Source organism: Tautonia sp. JC769, assembly GCF_040717455.1.
Taxonomy (GTDB): Bacteria; Planctomycetota; Planctomycetia; order Isosphaerales; family Isosphaeraceae; genus Tautonia.
Map to the genome: position 1 here is coordinate 352120 of NZ_JBFEFH010000002.1, position 22297 is coordinate 374416.

Sequence of the window (22297 nt, forward strand, 5' to 3'; positions counted from 1 at the left end):
GCGAGCGTCGGGGGTCGTTCGAGGAGTCGGTGTTGCTTCAGATCAACGCGGACTCAACGCGGGGTGGTGGCCCGGACGGAGCCGGAACCGGGGCGCTGGCCGGCCGAGGACGAGGCGGAGCCGGGGGCGGCGGGACGGCGGTCGGCGGCACGCCGGGCGTCCTCGGCCTCGGCGAATTCGAGGAAGCCCTGGAGCTGCCGCTCGGTCCGGTCGCGGAGCTTCCGCAGGCGGCCCTGGAGGTCGTTGGCCAGGAGCATCAGCGGCGAGGCGATGATCAGGCCGACGGCGGTGGTCCAGAGGCCGAGGGCGATCGAGGCGGCCAGCTGGCTGCCGGGGTCGGTGGCGCGCTCGCCCGTCCCGACGTTGCCGAAGGCGCCGATCATGCCGATGACCGTGCCCAGCAGGCCGAGCAGCGGCGCGAGCTTTGCAGCCGTGACGACCGAGGCCAGGCGGTTCTCCATCGACGAGATGATCTGGGTGTGGAATTCCATGACCAGGAGCAACTTGATCTTCGCCAGCCCCTTGTGGAGATTCTGGAGGCCGACGGCGACCAATTGGGCCAGGGTCGTGTGCCAGAACGGGGGGCGGTTGCAGACGTCGATGGCCTCCTTCGTCTCGCCGGTCCTGGCGACGAGGGTGCCGACCTGTTCGAGCAGCTGGTTGGCCCGATCATCGGGCAAGGTCCGCTTGCCGATGCCCCGGTAGACCATGACCGCGTTGTACGTGCCCCAGACCGCGAGCAGGGCCTGGGCCACGTAGATCGAGTAACCGATGAGCTTCAAGAGCAGCGAGATGTCGAGCATGCACAGCCTCGGGTGGTCGGACGGCTCGGCGCGGGACGATGGGGTCGGGTCGGATCGGGGGGCGGTCCGGATTGGAACGTGCCGGACGGGAATTCGTCGGTCGATTCGGGGGGGCTCGCGCGGTCGAGCCGGCGATGTATTGTTCATCCGAGCGTGCAGAGTCGCAAGACCCCGGCGGACGACGCCTTGCTTCGAGCCGAGATGCGCGCCACAATGACTTCCCATCTGCTGCCAGACCGTCATCCACACCCGAAGGACGTCGGGGACCGCGTGCCCATGTCGCCGCGCACCGTATTGATTGTCGAAGACGAGCGGGACGCCAACGACCTGATGGCCGAGCTCGTGCGCGCCCGCAACGATCGGCCGGTCCAGGTCCTCGACGGGGCCTCGGTGCTCGACGCCGTCGACGAGCACGACCCGGACCTGATCCTGCTCGACGTGATGCTGCCCGACGTCGACGGGTACGAGATCTGTGCCCGGCTCAAACGCCGGCGGGCGACGAACCTGATCCCGATCATCATGGTCACGGCGCTCCAGACCGAGAATAACCGCGTCAGGGGGGTGCGGGTGGGTGCGAATGAGTACCTGACGAAGCCCTTCACCCCCACGCAGTTGTTCGAGACGATGGACCGCGCCCTCGCCTGGCGGGAGCGGCACAAGACCCTCGGCACTGCCGGAGAGATCCACTTCGACATCCGGAGCGAGACGGATTACCTGGCCGAGCTGAATGATATGCTCACCGACCTGTACGAGCATACCCCATTGACCGAGCGGCAGATCAAGGACCTGAAGCAGGCCGTCATGGAGATGGGCTCCAACGCGATCGAGTGGGGCCACAGGAAAGACGCCGAGCTGATGCTCCGGATCACCTACCGGATCGAGCCCGATCACGTGACGCTGATCATCCTCGACCAAGGGCCCGGGTTCGACCCCCGCGACGTCCCCCACGCCGCCCAGGCCGACGACCCGATCGCCCACCTCGACGTGCGCAACGAGCTGGGCATCCGCGAGGGGGGCTTCGGCATCATGCTCGCCCGGGGGCTCGTCGACGAGTTCCGCTACAACGACAAGGGGAACGAGGTGACGCTGGTCAAGCGCTTCGAATCGACCGGGGCGGTGGGCCTGCCCGAAGGAGACTGATCCCGCGGCCCGCCGCCAGAAACCGGAACGCGGATTCGGGCCACGGAGGGGCAGGGGCGGGTGAGGTTTGGAGCCACGGATGGAACACGGATGAAACACGGATGAGAGGTCGGTTCGCGCCTGGGTCGGATGACGAGGGTCAGGGTCGTTGGAACACGACGACAGGCGAGCGACGGAACGACTCCGACCCTCGCCCCCGCTCGCGGGGGAGAGGGTGGCCGAAGGCCGGGTGAGGGGGCACCCTGCCCGGACGCCACGGCTTGCGAGCCGGCCGGAGACCCCTCACCCCGGCCCTCTCCCCGCGGGCGGGGAGGGGGGGACGGAATCGCTCGGCCGGGAGGCATTTGCGGGCTCGGAAGGTTGCTCACCTCCTCTTTGATCCGTGTTTCATCCGTATTTCATCCGTGGCTCACATCCGCTCACTTCCTCCGTGCCGCCGCGGCCCGGGCCCGACGTGCGCGGCGGTTGGTGATCGGGACGGGAGCAGCCGCGGCCGGGATGTTGCGCACGGGCGGGGCGGCCGGTGTGATGTGAGGCGATCGCGGGGCCGATTCGGGGCCGATGGGTTCGTTTCGCGCGGCCGATTCGGGGCCGATGGGTTCCTCTGAATCGGGGTGCGCGTGGGTGGCCGGGGCAAAAGCGTAGCGTGCCCCGGGCGAGTGGGCCTTGCCCTCCGGGGGACGCTGCGCGTTGCCCCCGCCCCCGATGGGTTCGTTTCGCGCGGCCGGTTCGGGGGCGATGGGTTCGTTTCGCAAGGGGGGGCGGCAGGGTCGGGGGCCGGGAGGGGAGGAGGGGGCGGGTGCGGCGGCGGGGAGGGACTGCAGGCGGCGCAACTCGTTGAGGAACGAGGAGAAGCGTCGGCGGGCGTCGGCGGCGTAGCGTTCGAGGAGGCGGATGGGGGCGGGGTCCTCGGCGTTGAGGCCGAGCTCGGCGTCGAGCCGGGCGCGGTCGTCTCGGGTGTCGAGGACGGTTTCCAGGCGATCGCGGAGGGCGGCGACCGCCTCGGCGACCAGGGCCAGGCCGGGCCCGGGGCCGGAGTCGTCGGGGGCGAGATCCCAGGGTCCGAGGCCGTCTCGGGCGTCGATCGGCAGGCCGAGCAGGTCGAGCATGGTCGACCAGGCGGCGGGCGTCCACCCCTGGCGGGTCGTCAGCGAATCGGCCACCTCGGCCCAGCGGTCGAGGAGCCATCGCACGCCGTGCTTGGTTTGGAGCAGGATCGGCTGGATCCGGTCCGGCTGCCGGGCCAGCGTCGCGGCGACTTGGGCGGCCTCGGCGGCGCGGTCGTCGTCCCAGAGTTCCGAGGCGCGGAGGGCGTGCTCCTCCCTCGCGGCGAGGATGCGGGCGTTGCAGGCATCGAGCCGCACCGACTCGGCCACGAGCTGCGCAAAGGCCCAGATCTGCGCCTCCCCCTCGGGGCGGTAGTCCGCCTTCCAGGTGGTCGTGCGCCGCTCGATCGCCTCGGCCATCTCGGCGGTCGGGTGCGTGCCGACCTTCGACAAGCCGTGCGTCCGGGCGTTCTGGCTGGATCGTTGTTTCCCCCCGCTCGACCTCGGGCCGGTCGATCGCAGGGCGTTGAGGCGGTTGGCCAGGGTCTGCTTCAGGCTCAGGGGGCGTGTCATGTGAAGATGCCTTCGTGTTGCTCGTGGTGCGTTCGATCGAGGTGGTGGGATGGCTCCGACTCCCTTCGCGTCCCTCCGGCCTTCGAGCCCTGTCGCCCGGTCGCCGGCGCCTCCGTTCGGTCCGATCCCCCGAGCGGGGCCGGACCCTTCCTGTCTGATAAGATCAGGAAATCGGGGAGGCTTAATTGCGTTTTTCTGGGGCGATTGTGTGATGGGGGTGAATTGAGGGGGTGCGATCCTCGTTCTTCGAGGAGTTCTCGCGGGGCGGTGCGACGGGGAAGGAGGCGACTTCGGCCGCGCCCGTTCGCCGAAGTCTCGATTGTGCTTGCATCAACGCAACGAATGCGGGAAAATCAGGCCGATGGGGTGAGGTGGGTGTTCCGTCGTGATGTTCCAAGACGTTTCGATCGGGTTCGAGGACGATGATGGGGAATAGATTCGTCGATTCTGGTGAGGGGTCTGGTCGAGTCGTAGATACGGAGTGAGTTCGGTGGCGAAGGTGGTATGTCCATATTGCAGTCGCATGTTGACAGTTGAGTCGCAAACGGCTCCTGCGACGTGCGATGGTTGCGAGCGGCAATTCGATCCCACGAAGGTCCGATTCGAGCGAGCAACTCTTAAAAAGCGACTTGCTGGATGGTTTCTGATCGCCGTGGGCATGCTATCGCTGTTGGGCGGCCTATCGGAGGCCATACGGTACGACTTTCAAGACTACGACATCGTTATGACTTTAATTTTCACATTTTTGCCGCCGATCATTGCGATCTTCGTGGGATTGTCTCTCAAGAGAGGAAGCCTTGTGGTCGAAGGGAAACCGCCCGATCCCGATCTGAACTCGGTCGACGCCTAACTGCTCTCATGGCCTCTGTTGCCAAGAACGCACCTCGCGGGCACCCGCTCGGCGGGTGGCCGGGGCAGAGCGAGTCTTCGAGCGTGCCCCGGTGTGGGCAGCGGTCGCGGACCGGGGCACGAAGACGTTGCCCCGGCCACCCGACCGACCTCAGGTTAGGCGGTGTTCCCCATGCGTCTCCTCGGCAGCCTCACCGAAGACGACATCCGGCGGCGGCTGTCCGCCTCCAATGCCGCTCTCCGTGCCGGGAACAACCCATTACTTCGGGCGGCGCTGCTCTCCTGCGGCGTCGACCTCAGAACCGCCTTCGTGCTCCACTGGATCCCCGAGCAGGCCGAGGACATCTACACTGTCCTCGACGGCACCCGGCAGGTGCTCACCATCGAGTTGGCTAGGGGCGATTCCAGCGAGCCAACCGAGGTCGATGCGATTCCCCTCGCCGACTACAGCGAGGCGGTCGCCAGGGGCTCGCGGTCGGAGCGCTTGCAATTCGCTGTGGCGATGGACCTGCTCCGCGAGGCGTCCGACGACTCCGCCTAACCGCCGGGTGCCCCGGGTTCCGCGCAGCGGACCCCGGGCAGAGCCGCATGGGTCTGCCGATCCCGCGCCCGGGGTCCGCTGCGCGGAACCCGGGGCACCCGGCGCTGCAAGCGGCGCACCGCTGAGCGGCGGAGAGGCGGGGTGGCATGGCCACGGCTTCGTCGCCATGGCCGGGCGGCCAGGCGAGCCGGGCTATGCCCACCTCCCCGTGGGCATGGTACCAGGCAACGCACTTGTACGGTTATCAGTGCCACACGACCGCGGCGGTTTCGGGTAACATCAGGCGTTCTCTCGGCGAGCCGGTCCGCTGAGCTTGGCTATTCAACGGTTCGGGTTCTCACGATGTTTGGCTCCTCTGATAGCCTGTCTGTCGCGGCGGGTGGCCGGGGCAGAGCGAGTCTTCGAGCGTGCCCCGGTGAGCGCAGCGGTTGCGGACCGGGGCACGAAGACTTTGCCCCGGCCACCCGCCCGGTGCTCTGGGCCTGGTCGGGCGGGCGGGGTACGATGGATGGAAGCGGGAGCAGCCCGCGTGGACGTGACGTAATCCCCGGCGAGGCGGGCGACTGATGGACTATCAATCCGTGCTCAGGGCGGTCGAGTCATTGCCGATCGATGATCGCATCCGGCTGGTTCAGGACGTCTGGGAGCGGCTCGGCGATCAAGGCCACGAGCTGGAACTGACCGAGGAGATGAAGGCCGAGCTTGATCGACGGGTCGAGGAACTGGACCGCAATCCCGATGCGGGCATCCCCTGGGACGTGGTCAAGGCCCGAGCCCTGGGGCACCCGGCGGGATGGAACTCATCGTGCGGGCCTGGCTCTTCTACCCCGCGTCCTTCATCGCCGGCGCGGTCGCCGAGATGGCCGTCTCTTCGATTGCCATGAGGATCGCCGCCCATCGACGACCCGGGGCGAAGGATTCGTCGGCCTGACGGCTCTCATGGCCTCTGCTGACCGTTGACGGGCCGCGGCGGGGTAGCATGGCCACCCGGCGCGGCGTTTCGTTCACGAGTACGACGAATGGTTCGTCGACTCCGGGTGAGGCGGCAGGTTGACGCACCGATGACGCACGACATCCTCGGCGAGATCCGACGACCCGGCGGCGATGGCTTCGACGGCGCGGCAACCATCCGGCACGGCCGACGCGCCATCAGCATTCGGATGGATCGCGACGATCAGCCGTTCGAGGTGACTCTCGAACTCGCCGCGGAAGTCGTCCGCCGCCTCCCGGAACTCGACAAGATCGCCAAGGGGATCGCTGTCGCCGACCTTCGCGAGACCTACAACAATGGCTGGAACGAGTACGATGAGGTGCGGGAAGACGGCTCCCTGGGGGCAGTCTCGAATCCGCAGCTCTCCGAAGCCGAATTCGAGGCGAAGTTGTCGCTGAACGCCGTCAATGTCACCGGCGGAAGGGTGTTGGACTTCTTCTACGATGACGAGGGGATGTTCTGGGGCCACAGCGTCGTCGTCACGTCGCTCAATGGGCCCGATCTCGGTGGGGCGCACGCAGAACTTCTCGGGTAGTCTGCGGCGGGTGGCCGGGGCAGAGCGAGGCTTCGAGCGTGCCGCGGTGTGGGCAGCGGTCGCGGACCGGGGCACGAAGACTTTGCACCGGCCACCCGCCGCCGAGCACGGGGGAGGTCGCCGGTGCGCCCCGATCGGCCGTGGACTAGAGTCGTCATAGGGGCGGTCGAGGGCGGTGCCAGGGGAGTTCGAGTGCTGCCTTGGGGCGGGCCCACGGCGGCCTTGAGGTCTTGAGGGATCGCAAGCGTCGGCCTGGGGCATCGCTGTGCGCAGAAACTACGTGCTGATTGACTACGAGAATGTTCAGCCCGAGTCGTTGAACGGGCTCGACGCCGAACACTTCAGGGTGCTCCTGTTCGTGGGGGCCGCTCAGACGAAGGTGTCGTACGAGATCGCCGAGGGGATGCAGCGGCTCGGGTCACGCGCCCAGTACGTCAAGATGGCGGGCAATGGGTCGAACGCGCTGGATTTCCACATCGCGTTCTACATCGGGTATCTTGCGGCCAATGATCCCACGGCGTTCTTCCACATCATCTCGAAGGACACGGGATTCGATCCGCTGGTCCGGCATCTCAAGGGCAACAAGGTGTTCGTCGTTCGTTCGGACGCGATTGAGGACATCACGCTGGTGAAGGTGGCGAACTCGAAGACCCTTCCCGATCGGGTCGCGGTCCTGGTCGCCGACCTGAAGAAGCGAGGCGCGGCCAGGCCGAAAACGGTCAAGACGCTGACGAGCACCGCGGCCGCCGTCTTCCGGAAGCAACTGGAGGAACAGGAGCTTGCCGGATTGATCGGCGAGTTGCAGCGGCGTGGCGTCATCGGCATCCACGAGGAGAAGGTTTCCTATGCGTTGCCGGAAGGCGATGCCTGATGGCTGTCCCGGCCGCTGGCGTCGTGAGCACGCCGAGGATGGGTCGTGGTCTGACCTGGCCGGGGTCCCGGGGGGGACCTCGAAGTGGGAGCCTCGGGTGATCCGGAATGGGCGGGGAGGTGGTACAATGGGAGGCTCGACGGCTTCGGATCGCGAGGGGAAAGGGGAAGGCAAGCCAGGCCCCGAGCCTTCGGGATTGCGAGGGGAATTGACGGTGACCGGACGAACCTTTCGCATCGGGTCCTACGACCATGAGCACTCCGCAGCAGCAGAGCGACACCCCGGGCCTTGAGTTCGTGATCGACGCCACCCGGGAGGGCTTCGAGCAGGAGGTGATCGAGCGGTCGAAGTCGGTGCCGGTGGTGGTCGACTTCTGGGCCGAGTGGTGCGGGCCGTGCCGGAGGCTCGGCCCGTTGCTGGAGAAGCTGGCGCACGAATATGAGGGGAAGTTCATCCTGGTGAAGGCGGATACGGAGCAGCTGGGGGACATCGCCTCGGCCTTCGGCGTGCAGGGGATCCCGGCGGTCTTCGGCCTGAGGGACGGGCAGATCGTCGACGGGTTCGTCGGGCTGCAGTCGGAGGGCGTGATCCGGGACTTCATCGGCCGATTGCTGCCGACGCCGGCGCAGGCGATCGCCGCCGAGGCCGCGGCGCTGGAGGGATCGGAGCCGGCCTCGGCCGAGGCGAAGTATCGGGAGGCGCTGGGGCTGGACCCGCGCGAGGTGAAGGCGAAGATCGGCCTGGCCCGCGTGCTGGAGGCGCAGGGAAAGACCGACGAGGCCGCGAGCTTGATCGCCGAGCTGGAAGGGCGGGGCTACCTGGAGCCGGAGGCCGAGGCCGTGAAGGCCCGACTGGCGCTGGATGCCGCCGCGGCCGACGCGGGCGACCTGGCCTCGGCCCGGGCCGAGGCCGAGGCGAACCCGGACGACCTGCACGCCCGCTTCCGCCTGGCCGAGGCGCTGGCCGCGTCGGGCCAGCATGAGGAGGCGCTGGGCGTGTGCCTGGACCTGGTGGAGCGCGACCGCCGCGGGGTCGGCGAGCAGGCGAGGCAGACGATGCTCGCGGTCTTCAACCTGCTGCCGCCGGACGACCCGATCGCGACCGAGTATCGCCGGAAGCTGTCGTTCGCGCTTTGATGGGTGTTCATTTCCTTGGCTTTTTTTGACGAATCGATTCGACCGATGTCTTCACCGCTCCGCGACGCCATCGCCCGGGGGCTTGAGCCCGGGGCCGACCTCGCCGCCGCCATCCACGAGCTGGGGGATTATCCCCTGCGCACCGCCGAGGACGCGGAGGCCGTCTGCGAGGCGCTCGAACGCCTGCCGGCCGAGCCCGAGCCGGACGACCAGGCGACCCGGTCGCCCTTGCACGCGGTCCTGGGGATCTTGCAGGCGATCGAGACGCGGGAGGCGTATGAGGTGGTCGCCGAGCGGGGGATCCCCCGGCTGGCGGCGGTGGTGACGGAGCACTTGCGGTCGCCCGAGGCGGCGACGCCGTCGAGGCGGGAGGTGATCGCCTTCGCCCTGAAGGTACTCGGCCTGTATCGCGTGCCCGAGGCGATCGGGCCGATTGCCGAGGCGGCCCGGTGTCCGGGCGTGGATGAGGCGTACCTCTGGGAGGTGATCTTCCGGACCTTCGATGCGCAGCACCCGCTGCGGTTGCCGCTCTGCGACCGCCTGCGCGACCCGTTGCCGAAGGGGTTCGCCGGGATCACCTACCTCGACTTCGCCAACACGCTGGCCCGGGAAGGGTTCATCGATGACCATCCGTTTGACAACACCGAGGGGGTCGAGCGGCTGGTCGGGTTGCTGAGGGATTCGGACCCCGGGTCGTTCTCGAAGGCCCAGAGCGCCGCGGCGGCCTTGCCGTTTCTCGATCCGAGCGCTCGACAGCCCTTGATGGCCCTGGCGATGGATCACCCTGCGACGAGTGTGCAGATGGAGGGGGCCTGGGCGGCGGCGAAGCTGGGCAGCGAGGCGGGGATCCGCTTCCTGGGGCGGCTCTGCCTGGACGTGAACCACAGCCTCCAGGCGAGGCTTTACCTGCAGGAACTGGACCGGCACGAGGCGGTGCCGCCGAGGGCCCACGAGCCGAACTTCGAGGCGATGGCCAAGATGGTCGACTGGCTCGGGCACCCGATGGAGTTCGGCCGGGCTCCGGATGAGATTGCGCTGCTCGACACGAGGGAGCTGCTCTGGCCTCCGGCGAACGACATGAGGCGCCTCTGGCTCTTCCGCTATCGGTATGCCTCGGCCGGGCCCGATCAGGCGGAAACGGAGGGGGTGGGGATGGTCGGGTCGATCACCTTCTCCCTGTTCGGCGAGACGACGCCGAGCATGAGCCCGGAAGACATCTACGCGCTTCATTGTTGCTGGGAACTGAGTGTCGATGATGACCCGAGGGCGCCGGAGGCCCGGTCGATCGCGGCGGGGCGGGCCCTGCTCGGCTTCCCGTCGGGCGGGTGACGTCGGTGATCCCTGCAATTGAGCACATCAGCAAACATGGCATCGCCTGAGCCACGCCCATGTCAGACCCCGAGTCGATTGAGCCTGTCGCCGATCGCGTGAGCCGCTCCTCGGCGGTGATCGCCGTGTTCACCGTGGCGATGATCGCGGTGCATCTGGCCTTGCGGTTCGGGATCGACGCGAGTGCAACCGTTCGAGGGATCCCGGTCGAGCGCTGGCCGTTGCTGGCGGCCTTGCTGTTCGGCGGCGTCCCCCTGGTGCTGGAGCTGCTGGCGAAGATGCTCCGGCGCGAGTTCGGTGCGGATTTGCTGGCGGGCATCTCGATCGTGACGGCGGTCTTGCTGGGGGAGTACCTCGCCGGGGCGTTGGTGGTGTTGATGCTCTCGGGGGGGGAGGCGATCGAGGCGTACGCGGTGCGGAGCGCCTCGTCGGTCTTGGAGGCGCTGGCGAGGCGGATGCCGTCGGTGGCCCACCGGAAGACCGAGGGCGGAACCGTGGCCGACGTGCCGCTCGATGGGGTGGGGATCGGCGACGAGCTGGTCGTCTTCCCGCACGAGATTTGCCCGGTCGACGGCGAGGTGATCGCCGGCCACGGGACGATGGACGAGTCGTTCCTGACCGGCGAGCCGTACCTGATGTCGAAGGCCCCCGGCTCGACGGTCATCTCCGGGGCGATCAATGGCGAGTCGGCCCTGACGATCCGGGCCGGGAAACTGGCGATCGATTCACGATATGCGAAGATCATGGAGGTGATGCGGGCCTCCGAGCAGCGACGGCCGCGCATCCGGCGCCTGGGGGACACCTTGGGGGGGCTGTACACGCCTTTGGCCGTGGCGATCGCGCTGGTGGCCTGGATGGCGAGCGGCGAGGCGGTGCGGTTCCTGGCGGTCCTGGTGGTGGCGACGCCGTGCCCGCTGTTGATCGGGATCCCGGTGGGGATCATCGGGGCGATCTCGCTGTCGGCGAGGCGCGGGATCATCATCAAGGATCCGGCCGTGCTGGAGACGATCGATACGTGCCGCACGGCCATTTTCGACAAGACGGGGACCCTGACGTACGGTTCGCCCCGGTTGACGGCGATCGACGTTTCCTCGGTTGCTGATCTGAGTGAGGACGCGATCCTCCGCCTCGTCGCCAGCCTGGAGCGCTACTCGAAGCACCCGCTCTCGGGCGCGATCCTGAACGAGGCGAGGCGTCGGCGGCTCGATCTCGCGGATGCGTCGCAGGTGGAGGAGCGGCCGGGGCAGGGGTTGCTCGGGTCGGTCGACGGTCATTCGGTGCGGATTTGCAGCCGCAAGCAATTGCTGGCCCGTGATCCCGGGGCCGGGCCCCACCTCCCCCCGGTGGCCGGCGGCATGGAGTGCGTGGCCGCGATCGACGACCGCTTCGCCGCCGTCTTCCGATTCCGGGACGAGCCGAGGCGCGAGGGGGCCTCGTTCATCGGGCACCTGGGGCCGAAACACCGGTTCGACCGCGTCTTGATCGTCTCGGGCGACCGGGAGTCGGAGGTGCGCTACCTGGCCGATCGGGTCGGCATCGGCGAGGTGTTCGCCTCGCAGACCCCCGAGCAGAAGGTGGCGATCGTCCGCGACGAGGCCTCGAAGGCGCCGACCGTCTTCCTGGGCGACGGCATCAACGACGCCCCCGCCCTGGCCGAGGCGACCGTGGGGATCGCCTTCGGCCAGAACAGCGACATCACGGCCGAGGCGGCCGGCGCGGTGATCCTCGACACGTCCCTGTCGAAGGTCGACGAGTTCTTTCACATCAGCAAGCGACTGCGTCGGATCGTGCTCCAGAGCGCCGTCGGCGGGATGGCCTTGAGCGTCGTCGGCATGGTCATCGCCGCCTTCGGCTACCTGCCCCCCGTGGCCGGGGCGATCTTCCAGGAAGTGATCGACGTGTTTGCGGTCGTCAATGCGTTGCGGGTGGCGTTTCCGCCCCGCCACCTGACCGATTTCGACGACGGGCCGGGCGCGGCGGCGTGATGGCCCGATGCGGCTCACTGCACGACGATCGCGTCGACCTTGCCGGGATAGAAGGCGAGGTGGTCCTTGATGGCGGCGACGTCGGTCTTGGGGTCTTCGTAGCTCCAGGCGACGTCGTCGGTGACCTGGTCGCCGATCGTCAGGCGGAAGTAGCTGGCGTCACCCTTGAAGGGGCAGTGGCTGGAGCGTTCGGTGCGCTGGAAGGCCGTCATCACGATGTCGTCTCGGGGGATGTAGATGATCGGCGCCATGCTCCCCTCCTTCAGGGCGAGCGCCCGGCGGGATTCGGCGAGGGTCTTCTCCCCCTTGGTGACCAGGACCCGTCCGGCGATCGGCTCGATGGTGATGTGGTGGGGGCTGCTCATCGGTGGCGGTTCCGTTCGGGGGAAAAGGGGGATGATGCGAGGATGGATCGGGACTTTGACCTCGATCCTTATGCAGGTTTTAGGCCATCGGCAAGCCCCGGGGCTCGGATCGGATCGGCAGGGAAGAATCGTTCGAATCGGTTGGACTTCCGCGGCGGGTTCGGGGTGTAATGGGTGCTCATGGTTTCGCGGGTTCTCCGCGTCCGGGCTCGGTCGCGAGCCGTCGAAGGGGATGGGGCCAATCGCCAGGGAGGAACGGTCGCATGAGCCAGGCCTGCGCAACGAGCGTTTCGGGCATCGTCGGTCGGGTGCTGATGATGCTGGCGGTCCCGGTCCACCTCCAGGCGAGGGGGGGCGAATCGACCCCCGCCCCCGAGGTGCTCGAACTCGGCCGAGACCTGTTCACCCACCGCTGGATGCCGGGCGACCCGAGGAGCCGGGCGGGCGACGGGCTGGGGCCGGTCTTCAACGCCCAGTCGTGCCTCGACTGCCACGACCGGGGCGGGACGGGGGGCGCGGGGCACTCGGCGAGGAACATCGACATCGCCTCGGTCTCGGGGCAAGGACGCGGGGCGGGAACGGGATTCTTCTACGCGTTCAGCATGAACATGGGCCCGAATCGGTTCGAGTACCGGATCGGGACGCCTCCCGCCGCCGTGGCGGACGCGAACCGGCGAGGGGCCGCCGCCGCCCCGCCGGCGAACCTGGCGGCGCTGGAGGCGATCCACCCCGGATTCCGGGAGTCGCCGAGCGTGGTCCTGCACCGCTTCGGGACCGACCCCGAGTATGGCGACTGGCGGGCCGAGGTCCCCGGCCAACACGGCCCGATCGCGGTCCGCGTCACCCAGCGCAACCCGACGGCCCTGTTCGGCGTCGGGCTGATCGACGACCTGCCCGACGCGGTGCTGGAGGACGCCGCCCGACGCTCCCGGCGGTCGAAGGCGACCCGGGGCCGGCTGGCCCAGGCGCCCGACGGCCGGATCGGCCGGTTCGGCTGGAAGGGGCAGATCGCGACGCTCGATGAGTTCGTCCGGTCGGCCGCCGCGGGGGAGCTGGGCCTGGACGTCCCCGGGCATCGCCAGGCGTTGGATCCGCGATTGCCGGGCATCGGCGCCCCGGGGCCCGACCTGGATCAGGGTGACCTCGACGCCCTGGTCGCCTTCGTCCGAGCCCTGCCGAGGCCGGCCACGCGGGTGGACGAGGGCCTTGCCGGCCGGGTCGAGGCGGGTGCGAGCACCTTCCGGTCGATCGGCTGCACCTCGTGCCACGTCCCCGACCTGGGGCCGATCGAAGGAATCTACAGCGACTTGCTCTTGCATGACATGGGGCCCCGGCTGGTCGACACCGGCTCGTACATCGCCTTCGGCGCCCGGCCGTCCGCCGCCCCGGCCCCGGTCATTGATGCCGCCTCGCCCGCGGGCGACCACGAGTGGCGCACGCCGCCGCTCTGGGGCCTGGCCGACTCGGGCCCGTATCTCCACGACGGTCGGGCCGCGACGATCTCCGAGGCGATCCTCCTGCACGACGGCCAGGGGGAGGCCGCCGCCCGACGCTTCGCCCAGCTCTCCGGCCCGCGGAAGGAGCAGCTCGGCGCCTTCCTGCTCTCGCTCACCGCGCCGGCGGAGGACGACGATCTGCCCCGGGCGATCGGGATCGACGCCGAGGAATGATCGGTTGAAGTCGATGGATTGGCCGGTGTCGTCTCGGCCCCGGTTGCCAGGGCTCTTGGAACGAGACGGCGTTGGAGCCGAATCGGACTCCGTTGGCCGAGTGAACCTGTCGCCATCTGATCGGGGTGAGGATGACCCCGGCCAGTGCACAGGGGATCACGCCACGCGGCATCGTGGATTTCGGCCCGGGTCGAGTGGGGCGACACCGGCGGGCCGGGCCTGGGGCCGGCGAGGGGGCGGGGTCGTCGGCGTTACGAAGTCATTGATGCGTTTGTGCGCGATTGTGATGGGATGATGCGTGCCGACCCGGGATCGAGAGGCGGGCGCCCGGGGCCCGGATCGGCACTGCCTTGTGCGTCGAGACGGATGGGGTACAGTTGAGGCCGAGGGGTTGTCCTCCTGGTCGTGAAGCTCGTTGTGAAGATTCCGTCTGCCCGGCTCTCGGTTTCCTGCATCCTGAGGGGAGAGGTGTGCGCCCATGTTCCGAAACCGTCGCGTTGTCGCATCGTCGTGCTCGGGTGCTCGATCGTCGCAGACGCTCCGCGCACGGAGGAGGCATTCACGGACGCCGGCCCTGGAGGCGCTTGAGGAGCGCACCGTGCTGAGCACGACCGGGAACTTCGCCTTGCTGGGGGCCACTGCGCTCGATCCCCGGACGATTGAGATTCGCTTTCATCAGGATGACCTGGCCGAGGCCTCCCCGGCCGAGATCAACCTGACCGTCTACCGGTCGGCCGATCCCGGGGTGGACGCGGGGGATCGGGCACTGGTCTCGACGGTGCTGGATGTGATGCCCGGTCGGAATCAATCGGCCCGGATCGTGCTGAGCGAACCGCTCGGGATTGTGCCCGAGGCCCCTTATGTGCTGGTGGTCGCCGGTGGCGACGCGGACGACGCCGATAATGTCGCCTCGTTCCGGAAGTGGACCATCGGCGCGGTGACGCACGGGTTCGAACCGAGCGGGCGGATGCCCAGCTGGGTGACCTCGACGGCCGCGACCCTCCGCCAGCAGGGTTATGACGCCGTCTTGCCGTTCGACTGGGCCCGCCTGAGCAACCTGCCACGCCCCGGGATCCCCGAGCTGGTCGCCCGGAGGTTGGCCCATCAGGTGGCCGCGATGAGTCATCGCCTGGTGGCGCATGGATTCCAGCGTCAGGACGTCGTGGATCTCCACCTGATCGGCCACAGTCGGGGCGGGGGGGTGATCAACCTGGCCGCGGCCGCCCTGCCAAATGGCCGCGGGCCGCTGGCCGGGGGGCTGGTCAAGCTGACGATGCTCGACCCCCATCCGGCCCGGAACGCGTCCGAGGTGCCCCTTTACAGCGCCTCGGCGGGGCCGATCGGGCAGCTTGCCCGGCTGAACTTCCTGGCCTTCCAGGAGGCCGCGAACGATCGGCCGGTGGTGCTGGCCCCGGGCGTCGACCAGTTGGAGGTCTTCCACCAGGCGGCCACCGTGGCCGATCCCAGCCCGCTGGTGGCGGGAGACGAGCGGTTCGTCCACAGTTGGGGGGAGGTGCCGGTCACCATCCCGGCCGGTTCGGCGGTCGGCGACGTGGCCTACTACGACCTGACGCCGGTGGTCCCCTCGCACACCGGGATCACCCGGTTCTATCAGACCGTGGTCGCGCCGACGCTCGGCACGGGCCTGCCGCTCGATCAATTGCAACCGCCCTTGATTGCCTCCCCCTCGGCCGACCCGCCGCAAGGGGGCGGCTTCCTGCCCGGGACCGGGTTCGAGAGCGAGCTCCAGGTCCTCGCCTTCGCCGGATTCCCGGTCCCCGTCGCCTCGTCGCTGCTGGGGGAGGTCCAGGTCCTCAACACCGCCATCGCCGAGGGGAACCTCCCCGGCGCCCGGATGCAGTTGCGACACCTGATGCGGACGACGCACGTCCTGGAGGCGACGCAATTGCCCCAGGGTTCGCTCACCGCGTTCCGCCAGCTCCTGGGCTCGACCGCTCGCCTGCTCCACGGGATTTGACCGGGCGGGATGGGTGCTGACCTTGGGGCGTTTGATCGAAGTGACTGCTCGTGCTCGCACATGTTGATCACGAAGTGAGCACGAGCATCATCAAGTGCCCGGTTGGCTCTGCATCGGGAGGGGAGGCTTGATGCGGAAGGATCAGGACAGGGCACCGTCGGACGATGAACTCCGCCCGGATTACGACGGGTGGCCGGGGCAAAGCCGAAGGCATGCCCCGGTGGCAAAGCGACTGATCCCGGGGCACGCCTTCGGCTTTGCCCCGGCCACCCGCCGCGTGGGCATGAACGGGGTTGCCCCCCGCTCGAACATGGCCACGAAGACGTGGCCATGCCACCCCGCCACCCGCCCGCCTGTAGAATTACAATCGTAATATATTGAATTTTTTCGAGAGTCGTTTAAGTAACAGTGACCATGGGTCATCTTGCATGTCTGCACGTTTAATCGCCTTGCGAATGACTCTCACCTCTCGGGCGATATCTTCAGATAAGTCTATAGCAGTTACAGATCGATCGATTCCGCGGATTCCAGATAGCCAGTACTTCTGAGCATATCTAACAGGCAAGACGCCAATGATATCCGGCGGGTCGGGAAAATTAGCCAGATCCTCAAGCCCGTTGACCAATCTTTCATGCAAGTCCCAAATTTCTTCCTCTTCACTATTAGACCAGAAGTCAGATGCGTGATAGCCGCTAAACTCCTGTCTTGTCTTGGCAGCTTTCTTTCGGAGACTAATGATTCTTGTTCTTATGTCAATCTTCACTGAAATTCTCCTAAACTGCTGCTTCGAGAATTGCATCCATGACATTATGGCCGAGAATTTGAAATATCATCGATTGCTTGAGTAAAGACTCCAATCTTATGGTGACTAAAACCGTCTTTTGTTTGTGTCACAAAATGCTCAATCCCTGTCACGCGTAGGACAACACCATACTCTCGATCTGGTACATAAGCCTGAAGGTTACCTGAATAGTTTGAAGACCAGGTTCGTGGATTGATGATGTCGCCCCGTTGGATTGGTAGGAACGGTTCGTTTGATTCGATTGTGCACGCTACATCGCACCCAGGATTGTCTGGGAGATAGACTTCAAGAATTTATCGCTTCATTTTCTTAGCCCTCAAACGTTGTCCTGAACAAGTCCCATAGTGCTCCCCCTCTCAGTGAATGTCCCGTTGATTCTGCAGGATTTTCGGGCTTTTTCGCTGATTTTGGGACAGTTTGCGAGAGGTGAAGCAGTAGAGTTATGCGGATCTGCGGATGCATCGCCTGACCGGAGGTTTGCACAGCGGACCCTACGAAACTAGCCAGCCCGCCGGACCAAGTCAGACCTCGTTAGTTTGAGAATAGAACCAATGCATTGGCTTGCAGTGTTTAAATTCGAGACTTGGTCGTTCAGCATCATCAGCGTCTTGATGCCGTGAAAGAGGTTATTTCTAAGCCGATAGACAATAATCATGCATGCTAGTAATTTTGATTTTTCGTCCACATTTTTATCCTCAAGAACTTCTTTGACAAGCTTTGGGCGATCATTATCTCGGAGGTTCAATCCCTGAAACCGATCATTGAACCCAGCGGGTGTACAGTAACGAGATTTCCAGAAAGATAAACATTTATCAAATTGTTCGAAGCGATTCAATGGAGGTCTTGTGAAGTCAACTCGACCAGCAAATGCTTCAAATGTCCCTACATTCGCTCGATTGTCACAAACTAGGCCCTCGAACAGATTCCACATAAGGGTAAAATTGGTGACTGCCTCGATGGCCTCAGGTGTCAAGTCTTGCCCACCTTGCATGTTGACTTCGATCCACTTTACGGCATCAAAGTGCGGTACTATTACCATCGGCTTTTCCTCTAAAACCTCACCTAAAGTTGTCGGACGAAATTCCGTGTTCGAACATTTCTGTTCGTCCGTGCAAGCGCATTGAGTGAATTCATCCTCTCGGCTTTGCTATCGAGTTGCAAGCGAAATCCTGGAGAATCGAAGGCCCGAAACGCGAACCGGCCGCCGGGTCCGAGGGGGACGCGGCGGCCGGAAGGGAAGATCGGCGAGAGGCCGGATCAACTGAGGTTCATGCTCAGGTCAGGTCCGGCAGGGTGCCTTCGCCGCAGTAGTCGGGGTTGCCGAAGCGGTCGATGCGGTGGCCGAAGCCGTGGGCGAGGGACATGAGGAGGCGGTTGTGGTTGACGCGGTCGTAGTGGACGGCGCGGCCCATGCGGTAGTCGAGGCCGCCGCCGACGAGGACGAAGGGGATGTCGTTGCGGGTGTGGGAGTTGCCGGCGCCGAGCTCGTTGGTCCAGACGATCGTGGTGTTGTCGAGCAGGGTGCCGTCGCCGCCCGGCTCGGGGGTCTCGTCGAGCCGCTTGGCCATGTAGGCGATCTGCTCGGCGAACCAGTGGTTGATCTTGGTGAGCTTCTCCTGGGCCTCGTCGTTACTGTTCGGCTCGTGGGAGAGCTCGTGGTGCCCCTCGCCGACGCCGATCCAGCGCATCTTGGCCTGGCCGACCGAGTTGGTGTACTGCAGGGTGGCCACGCGGTTGAAGTCGGCGGCGAAGCTGTTGACCATCAGGTCGATCTGGGCCTTCGAGATCTCCGGCATCTGGTCGTTCTGCGACTCGTCGAGGCCGGGGTCGAGCTCGGGGACGGCGTGGCCGACCTCCTCGATGCCCTTGCTCTGGGAGAGCTGGAGCTCCATCTCGCGGACGAACTGGGCGTGCTCGTCGAGCAGGCGGCGGTCGTCGGCGCTGACGTGCGAGCGGACCTTCTTCAGGTCGTTCTGCAGGTCGTCGAGGATGCTCTTGAGGCTCTCCTGGTCCTTCAGGCGGCCGTAGAGCTTGTTGAACATCTGGTAGGGGTCGTCGATCGGCGCGAGCGGCTTGTTCGGGCCGGCGTACGACATGCGGGTCCAGGTGTCGGCGTGGTTCGGGACCATCACGCCGAATTCGAGCGAGCCGAAGCGGGTGCGGGTGGCCTCGTCCGCCTGGAGGAAGTTGGCGATCTCCTGGTCGATCGACAGGCCGCTGGCCCAGCCGGCGGGGGTGTCGGAGCCGCCCTGGATGTTGCCCGGGAACAGCTCGACGCCCGTGAGCAGGCAGCCGATGCCGCGCATGTGGCCGTCGCCGTCCCCCTTGATCTTGTTGCAGACCCCCTTGAGCAACAGGGTGCGGTCGCGGAACGGTTCGAGCGGTTCGAGGCTCGGCTTGAAGGAGGAGAGCGGGCCGGGCTCGTCGGCCCAGAAGTTCTTCTGGACGACGCCGTTGGGGCTGAAGACGACGACCAGGCGCTGCTTGCGCCCCCCCTGGTTCGCGAAGCCGAGGCTCGGCAGGTTCAGGATGAACGGCAAGGCCGCCCCGCCGATGCCAAGCTTGCGGACGAAGTCGCGTCGGGTGGTGGTCCGGGCCATGGTGGCACGCTCCCTCTCTTCGGATTCGCCGGGCGGGGCGGCTGGGATGAACGACGCCGGTCGCCGGGCTCGGTGATCGTGGTTCGGGAAGACGGTCTCGGGGGCCGTTCGGCACCCCGGGACGCTGGGTCAATCGTCGCCCCGGCCGAACCCTTCTATTGGAACGGACCGGGGCACGAAGGTCAAGGGAATGTTCAACAAAACTCCAATTGAGCCACCGGTGATGGAGGCCGGCGTCACTCGCCGGTCGAGGCCAGGTCGGCGCTCTGGCGGGGGGTCAGGGCCGACTCGGCGACGATCTCGACGAGCAGGGTCTGGATGTTGTAGTCGTTCGACACGAAGGCGTCCCGCAGTTCGGGGAGCGTCTCGACGCCGAAGGCGCGGATCGGCTGCTTGATCTGGTGCTGGAAGAGGCGTTCGACGAAGGCGTCGGCCACCTCGTCGCTCTCGGCGAGGAATTCGGCCAGCTCGCGGACCCCCTCGAAGGTGGCGGTCTCGCCGTCGCGGGTCTTGTAGAGGCCCGAGGCGTCGATCGGCTTGCCGTTGTCCTCGGCCCGGAAGCGGCCGACGGCGTCGTAATGCTCCAGGGCGAAGCCGAGCGGGTTGATGAGCGAGTGGCACGCCATGCACGACTCGGGGCTGGTCTGCAGGGCCGTGCGCTCGCGGGTGGTCAGGTCCGGGTGCAGGTCGGGCGCGAGGGGGGTGAAGGCCTCCTGGGGCGGCCGGAGGCGGGTGCCCAGGACGTTCCGGGCGAGGAAGACCCCCCGGAAGATCGGCGACGAGTCGTTCGTGTAGGCGAAGTTCGCCATCAGGTAGGGGTGCGAGAGCAGGCCGGCACGCTCGCCGACGCCTTCGACGACCGGGGCGAACGGCGAATCCTCGGGCAGGTCGGCGCCGTAGAAGGCGGCGAGGCGGCCGTTGAGCAGGAGCGGCTCGTCGAGCAGGAGGCGGCGGAAGTCGGCCGAATCGCTGTCCCAGATCACGCCTTCGAGGAACAGTTCGAGCGAGGTCCGCAGGTCGGAGACGACCTCGGGGGTGAAGTCGTCGTAATGCTCGGGGTCCTTGGCCAGGTCGGGGATGGCGTCGACCTTGAGCCACTTGCGGAAGAAGTCGAGCACCTTGGCGCGGGCCCGGGGGTCGTCGAGCATCCGCCGGGCCTGCTCGGCGACCTGCTCCCGGGTTTCGAGGCGGGCCTCGGCGGCGGCCTTCAGCAACGGCTCGTCGGGCAGGCTGTCCCAGAGGGCGTACGAGACGCGGGAGGCGACGGCGTATGGGTCGAGCTCCGGGTCGATCTCGTGGTAGAGGAACCTCGGGGACTTGAGGGCCAGTAAGACGACGCGCTTGATGGCCGTCTCGGCGTCGGGGGAGGTGTCGAACTGGCGATCGACGTAGAGGTCGCGCTGCTCGGGGTCGAGCGGGCGGCGGAAGGCGCGTTCGACGAAGGAGGCGGCGAAGTCGCGCAGCTTGATCTCGCGCTCGGGGTCGTCGTCCTTGACCTTCGCCAGGTCGTCCAGGTGGTCGACGACGTAGGCGGCCGTCTCGATGGCCGCGTCGGTCGAGGCCTGGGCCCAGGCGGCGGAGATGGTGGTGCCGCGCTCGTAGCCGACGCTGCGGTCGTCGGGCGGGAAGGGGGTGGTGACGACGAAGACCGGGGGTGCCCACTCGGGCGAGAGGTGGCGGCTCGGGATCACCTCCTCGGCCCGGCGCGGGGGGACCCAGGAGAGGCGGATCGAGGCCGGGATCTCCGGCTCGTCGTCGTCCTTGCGGACCCCCTGGTACGCCTTCGAGAACTCCAGGCGGATCCGGTAGGGGCGGCCGGCGAGCAGGGGGATCGACGCCCGGCGCTCCAGGTCGTCGCCCGACTGCACCCAGCCGTCGATGAGGGGGTTCCGATCGTCGTTGACGTAGAGCCGGACGGCGTGCTCGGTCCAGACGACGAACTCGTAGGTGCCCGACTCGGGGGGCATGAGCGAGCCTTCCCAGCGGGCGGAGAACTGGTTGCGCTTGTCGAAGTTCTCGGTGTCGCCGTCGGGCACGCCGATGCCGAAGTCGAAATTCAGTTCCGGGTCGATCCGCTCGATCTTCTTCCGGTCGCGCCGGAACCCGCGGTCGGTGTAGTATTCCCCCTTCAGGCCGCGCTCGTCGCCCCACTGGCCTCGGCCGCGGAAGCCGGCGATCAGGTCGGAGACGCTGTTGCGGTACTGGTCGACGGTCAGGCGGGCCAGCTCGATCCGGGCCGGTGCGTTGCGGGCCCGGGCGATCTCGGAATAGAAGGCGTCGTAGACGTAGCGGGCGACGGCCTCGGCGTCCTCGCCCGTCACCTCGTGCTCGAAGCCGGGGGGCATTTTTTCGTCGATGTAGGTCGTCAGGCCGTCGAGGGTCTTGTCGCCGTGCAGGGGGTGGGGGTAGTCGATCTCGCTGCCTTCGCCGTCGTCGCCGTGGCACTCGGCGCACGACTGCTGGTAGACCTTCAGGCCGAGGGCCTGGGCCGGGTCGTCCTGGGCGGCGGCGGCCGATCCGATCGGCAAGGCCAACACTCCGACCGCCACCAGCACCCCGAGGGCGAGGGACCGGCCGGCGTCTGGTCGGTTCTCGAACAACGTCTTCATCGGAAACGGACCCTCCGGGGCGGGGGGCTTCGGTGTCGATCGCGGGGCGACGCGCACCGAGCGGGGAAACGGGGCGGGAACGGCCTCCCGGCAGGTTGGGCGCCCCGCCGAGCGACGCGGCGAGGCGGTCAACGGTTCGAAATCGAAGGCCAGGCGGCGGGCTTGATTCAAGCGGGGGTAGGGGGGGGACTCTCAATGCAATAGCAAGTGACGGGACGCGAGCAATCGCCATCGTCTCGCTGCGCTGCTCGACTCCCCCTCCGTCCATCGGGCGGGCACGAAGGCCGCGGACGCGGGGGGATTCCGTCACGTTCTGTTGTAATCGATCGGGCAGTCGCGGTTCAAGAGTGCAAATCCAGGGCCGAGGTCGAACGATCGCCTCGCGGGGAGTCCCGTGCGGCCCCCGGGATCGGCAGCGTTTGCCGCGGTTTGACTCGGGAACGCGCCGGGGGTCGAGGGTTGATCGGGGAATCA

At 67.0% G+C, this 22297-nt stretch carries 17 protein-coding genes and 1 pseudogene; 11 read left to right on the forward strand and 7 right to left on the reverse strand.

Annotation, left to right across the window (positions count from 1 at the left end; all coding sequences use genetic code 11):
• Positions 1–53: 53 nt before the first annotated feature.
• A complete protein-coding gene (locus AB1L88_RS03905) occupies positions 54–803 on the reverse strand; it encodes a MotA/TolQ/ExbB proton channel family protein (protein WP_367095320.1) in 750 nt (249 codons plus the stop codon).
• A 276-nt stretch (positions 804–1079) separates the two neighbouring features.
• Between AB1L88_RS03905 and AB1L88_RS03910 the strand changes: the two genes are divergently transcribed.
• Positions 1080–1943, forward strand: a complete 864-nt coding sequence (locus AB1L88_RS03910) for a response regulator (RefSeq protein WP_367095321.1) — start codon at positions 1080–1082, stop codon at positions 1941–1943.
• Between the two features lie 419 nt (positions 1944–2362).
• On the opposite strand, the gene AB1L88_RS03915 is transcribed toward AB1L88_RS03910, so the two are convergent.
• Positions 2363–3562, reverse strand: a complete 1200-nt coding sequence (locus tag AB1L88_RS03915; RefSeq protein WP_367095322.1) for a hypothetical protein — start codon at positions 3560–3562, stop codon at positions 2363–2365.
• Positions 3563–4583: 1021 nt separating this feature from the next.
• On the opposite strand from AB1L88_RS03915, the gene AB1L88_RS03920 reads away from it, so the two are divergent.
• The 8 genes and pseudogenes from AB1L88_RS03920 (at position 4584) to AB1L88_RS03955 (ending at position 11799) form a co-directional block, all read left to right on the forward strand.
• Positions 4584–4952, forward strand: coding sequence for a hypothetical protein (locus AB1L88_RS03920; protein ID WP_367095323.1), 369 nt, complete (start codon positions 4584–4586; stop codon positions 4950–4952).
• Positions 4953–5518: 566 nt separating this feature from the next.
• A pseudogene (locus AB1L88_RS03925) lies at positions 5519–5668 on the forward strand (addiction module protein); the annotation flags it as partial.
• Between the two features lie 77 nt (positions 5669–5745).
• Positions 5746–5883, forward strand: a complete 138-nt coding sequence (locus AB1L88_RS03930; RefSeq protein ID WP_367095361.1) for a hypothetical protein — start codon at positions 5746–5748, stop codon at positions 5881–5883.
• 130 nt (positions 5884–6013) lie between these two features.
• A complete protein-coding gene (locus AB1L88_RS03935) occupies positions 6014–6478 on the forward strand; it encodes a DUF2262 domain-containing protein (protein WP_367095324.1) in 465 nt (154 codons plus the stop codon).
• Positions 6479–6758: 280 nt separating this feature from the next.
• Entirely contained in the window at positions 6759–7349 is a 591-nt protein-coding gene (locus tag AB1L88_RS03940; RefSeq protein ID WP_367095325.1) for a PIN domain-containing protein, read from the forward strand.
• 251 nt (positions 7350–7600) lie between these two features.
• Positions 7601–8485 carry a tetratricopeptide repeat protein gene (locus tag AB1L88_RS03945; protein ID WP_367095326.1) on the forward strand — a complete coding sequence of 295 codons (885 nt, stop codon included), beginning with the start codon at positions 7601–7603 and terminating at the stop codon, positions 8483–8485.
• A 45-nt stretch (positions 8486–8530) separates the two neighbouring features.
• Positions 8531–9814: a hypothetical protein gene (locus AB1L88_RS03950; RefSeq protein WP_367095327.1), complete on the forward strand. Its 1284-nt coding sequence runs from the start codon at positions 8531–8533 to the stop codon at positions 9812–9814.
• 59 nt (positions 9815–9873) lie between these two features.
• On the forward strand, positions 9874–11799 hold the full coding sequence (locus tag AB1L88_RS03955; RefSeq protein ID WP_367095328.1) for a heavy metal translocating P-type ATPase: 1926 nt from the start codon (positions 9874–9876) through the stop codon (positions 11797–11799).
• A gap of 14 nt (positions 11800–11813) precedes the next feature.
• On the opposite strand, the gene AB1L88_RS03960 is transcribed toward AB1L88_RS03955, so the two are convergent.
• The gene (locus AB1L88_RS03960; RefSeq protein WP_367095329.1) at positions 11814–12164 is read right to left on the reverse strand and encodes a DUF427 domain-containing protein; all 351 of its coding nucleotides are present in this window, start codon (positions 12162–12164) and stop codon (positions 11814–11816) included.
• 263 nt (positions 12165–12427) lie between these two features.
• On the opposite strand from AB1L88_RS03960, the gene AB1L88_RS03965 reads away from it, so the two are divergent.
• Both AB1L88_RS03965 and AB1L88_RS03970 read left to right on the forward strand, forming a co-directional pair.
• The gene (locus tag AB1L88_RS03965) at positions 12428–13834 is read left to right on the forward strand and encodes a di-heme oxidoredictase family protein (RefSeq protein ID WP_367095330.1); all 1407 of its coding nucleotides are present in this window, start codon (positions 12428–12430) and stop codon (positions 13832–13834) included.
• Between the two features lie 598 nt (positions 13835–14432).
• Positions 14433–15812, forward strand: coding sequence for a hypothetical protein (locus tag AB1L88_RS03970; protein WP_367095331.1), 1380 nt, complete (start codon positions 14433–14435; stop codon positions 15810–15812).
• 361 nt (positions 15813–16173) lie between these two features.
• On the opposite strand, the gene AB1L88_RS03975 is transcribed toward AB1L88_RS03970, so the two are convergent.
• The 4 genes from AB1L88_RS03975 to AB1L88_RS03990 form a co-directional block, all read right to left on the reverse strand.
• Positions 16174–16575, reverse strand: a complete 402-nt coding sequence (locus tag AB1L88_RS03975) for a hypothetical protein (RefSeq protein ID WP_367095332.1) — start codon at positions 16573–16575, stop codon at positions 16174–16176.
• Positions 16576–17113: 538 nt separating this feature from the next.
• Positions 17114–17653 carry a hypothetical protein gene (locus tag AB1L88_RS03980; RefSeq protein ID WP_367095333.1) on the reverse strand — a complete coding sequence of 180 codons (540 nt, stop codon included), beginning with the start codon at positions 17651–17653 and terminating at the stop codon, positions 17114–17116.
• A gap of 235 nt (positions 17654–17888) precedes the next feature.
• Entirely contained in the window at positions 17889–19214 is a 1326-nt protein-coding gene (locus tag AB1L88_RS03985; RefSeq protein WP_367095334.1) for a DUF1552 domain-containing protein, read from the reverse strand.
• A 236-nt stretch (positions 19215–19450) separates the two neighbouring features.
• Positions 19451–21823, reverse strand: a complete 2373-nt coding sequence (locus AB1L88_RS03990; RefSeq protein WP_367095335.1) for a DUF1592 domain-containing protein — start codon at positions 21821–21823, stop codon at positions 19451–19453.
• Positions 21824–22297 lie beyond the last annotated feature (474 nt).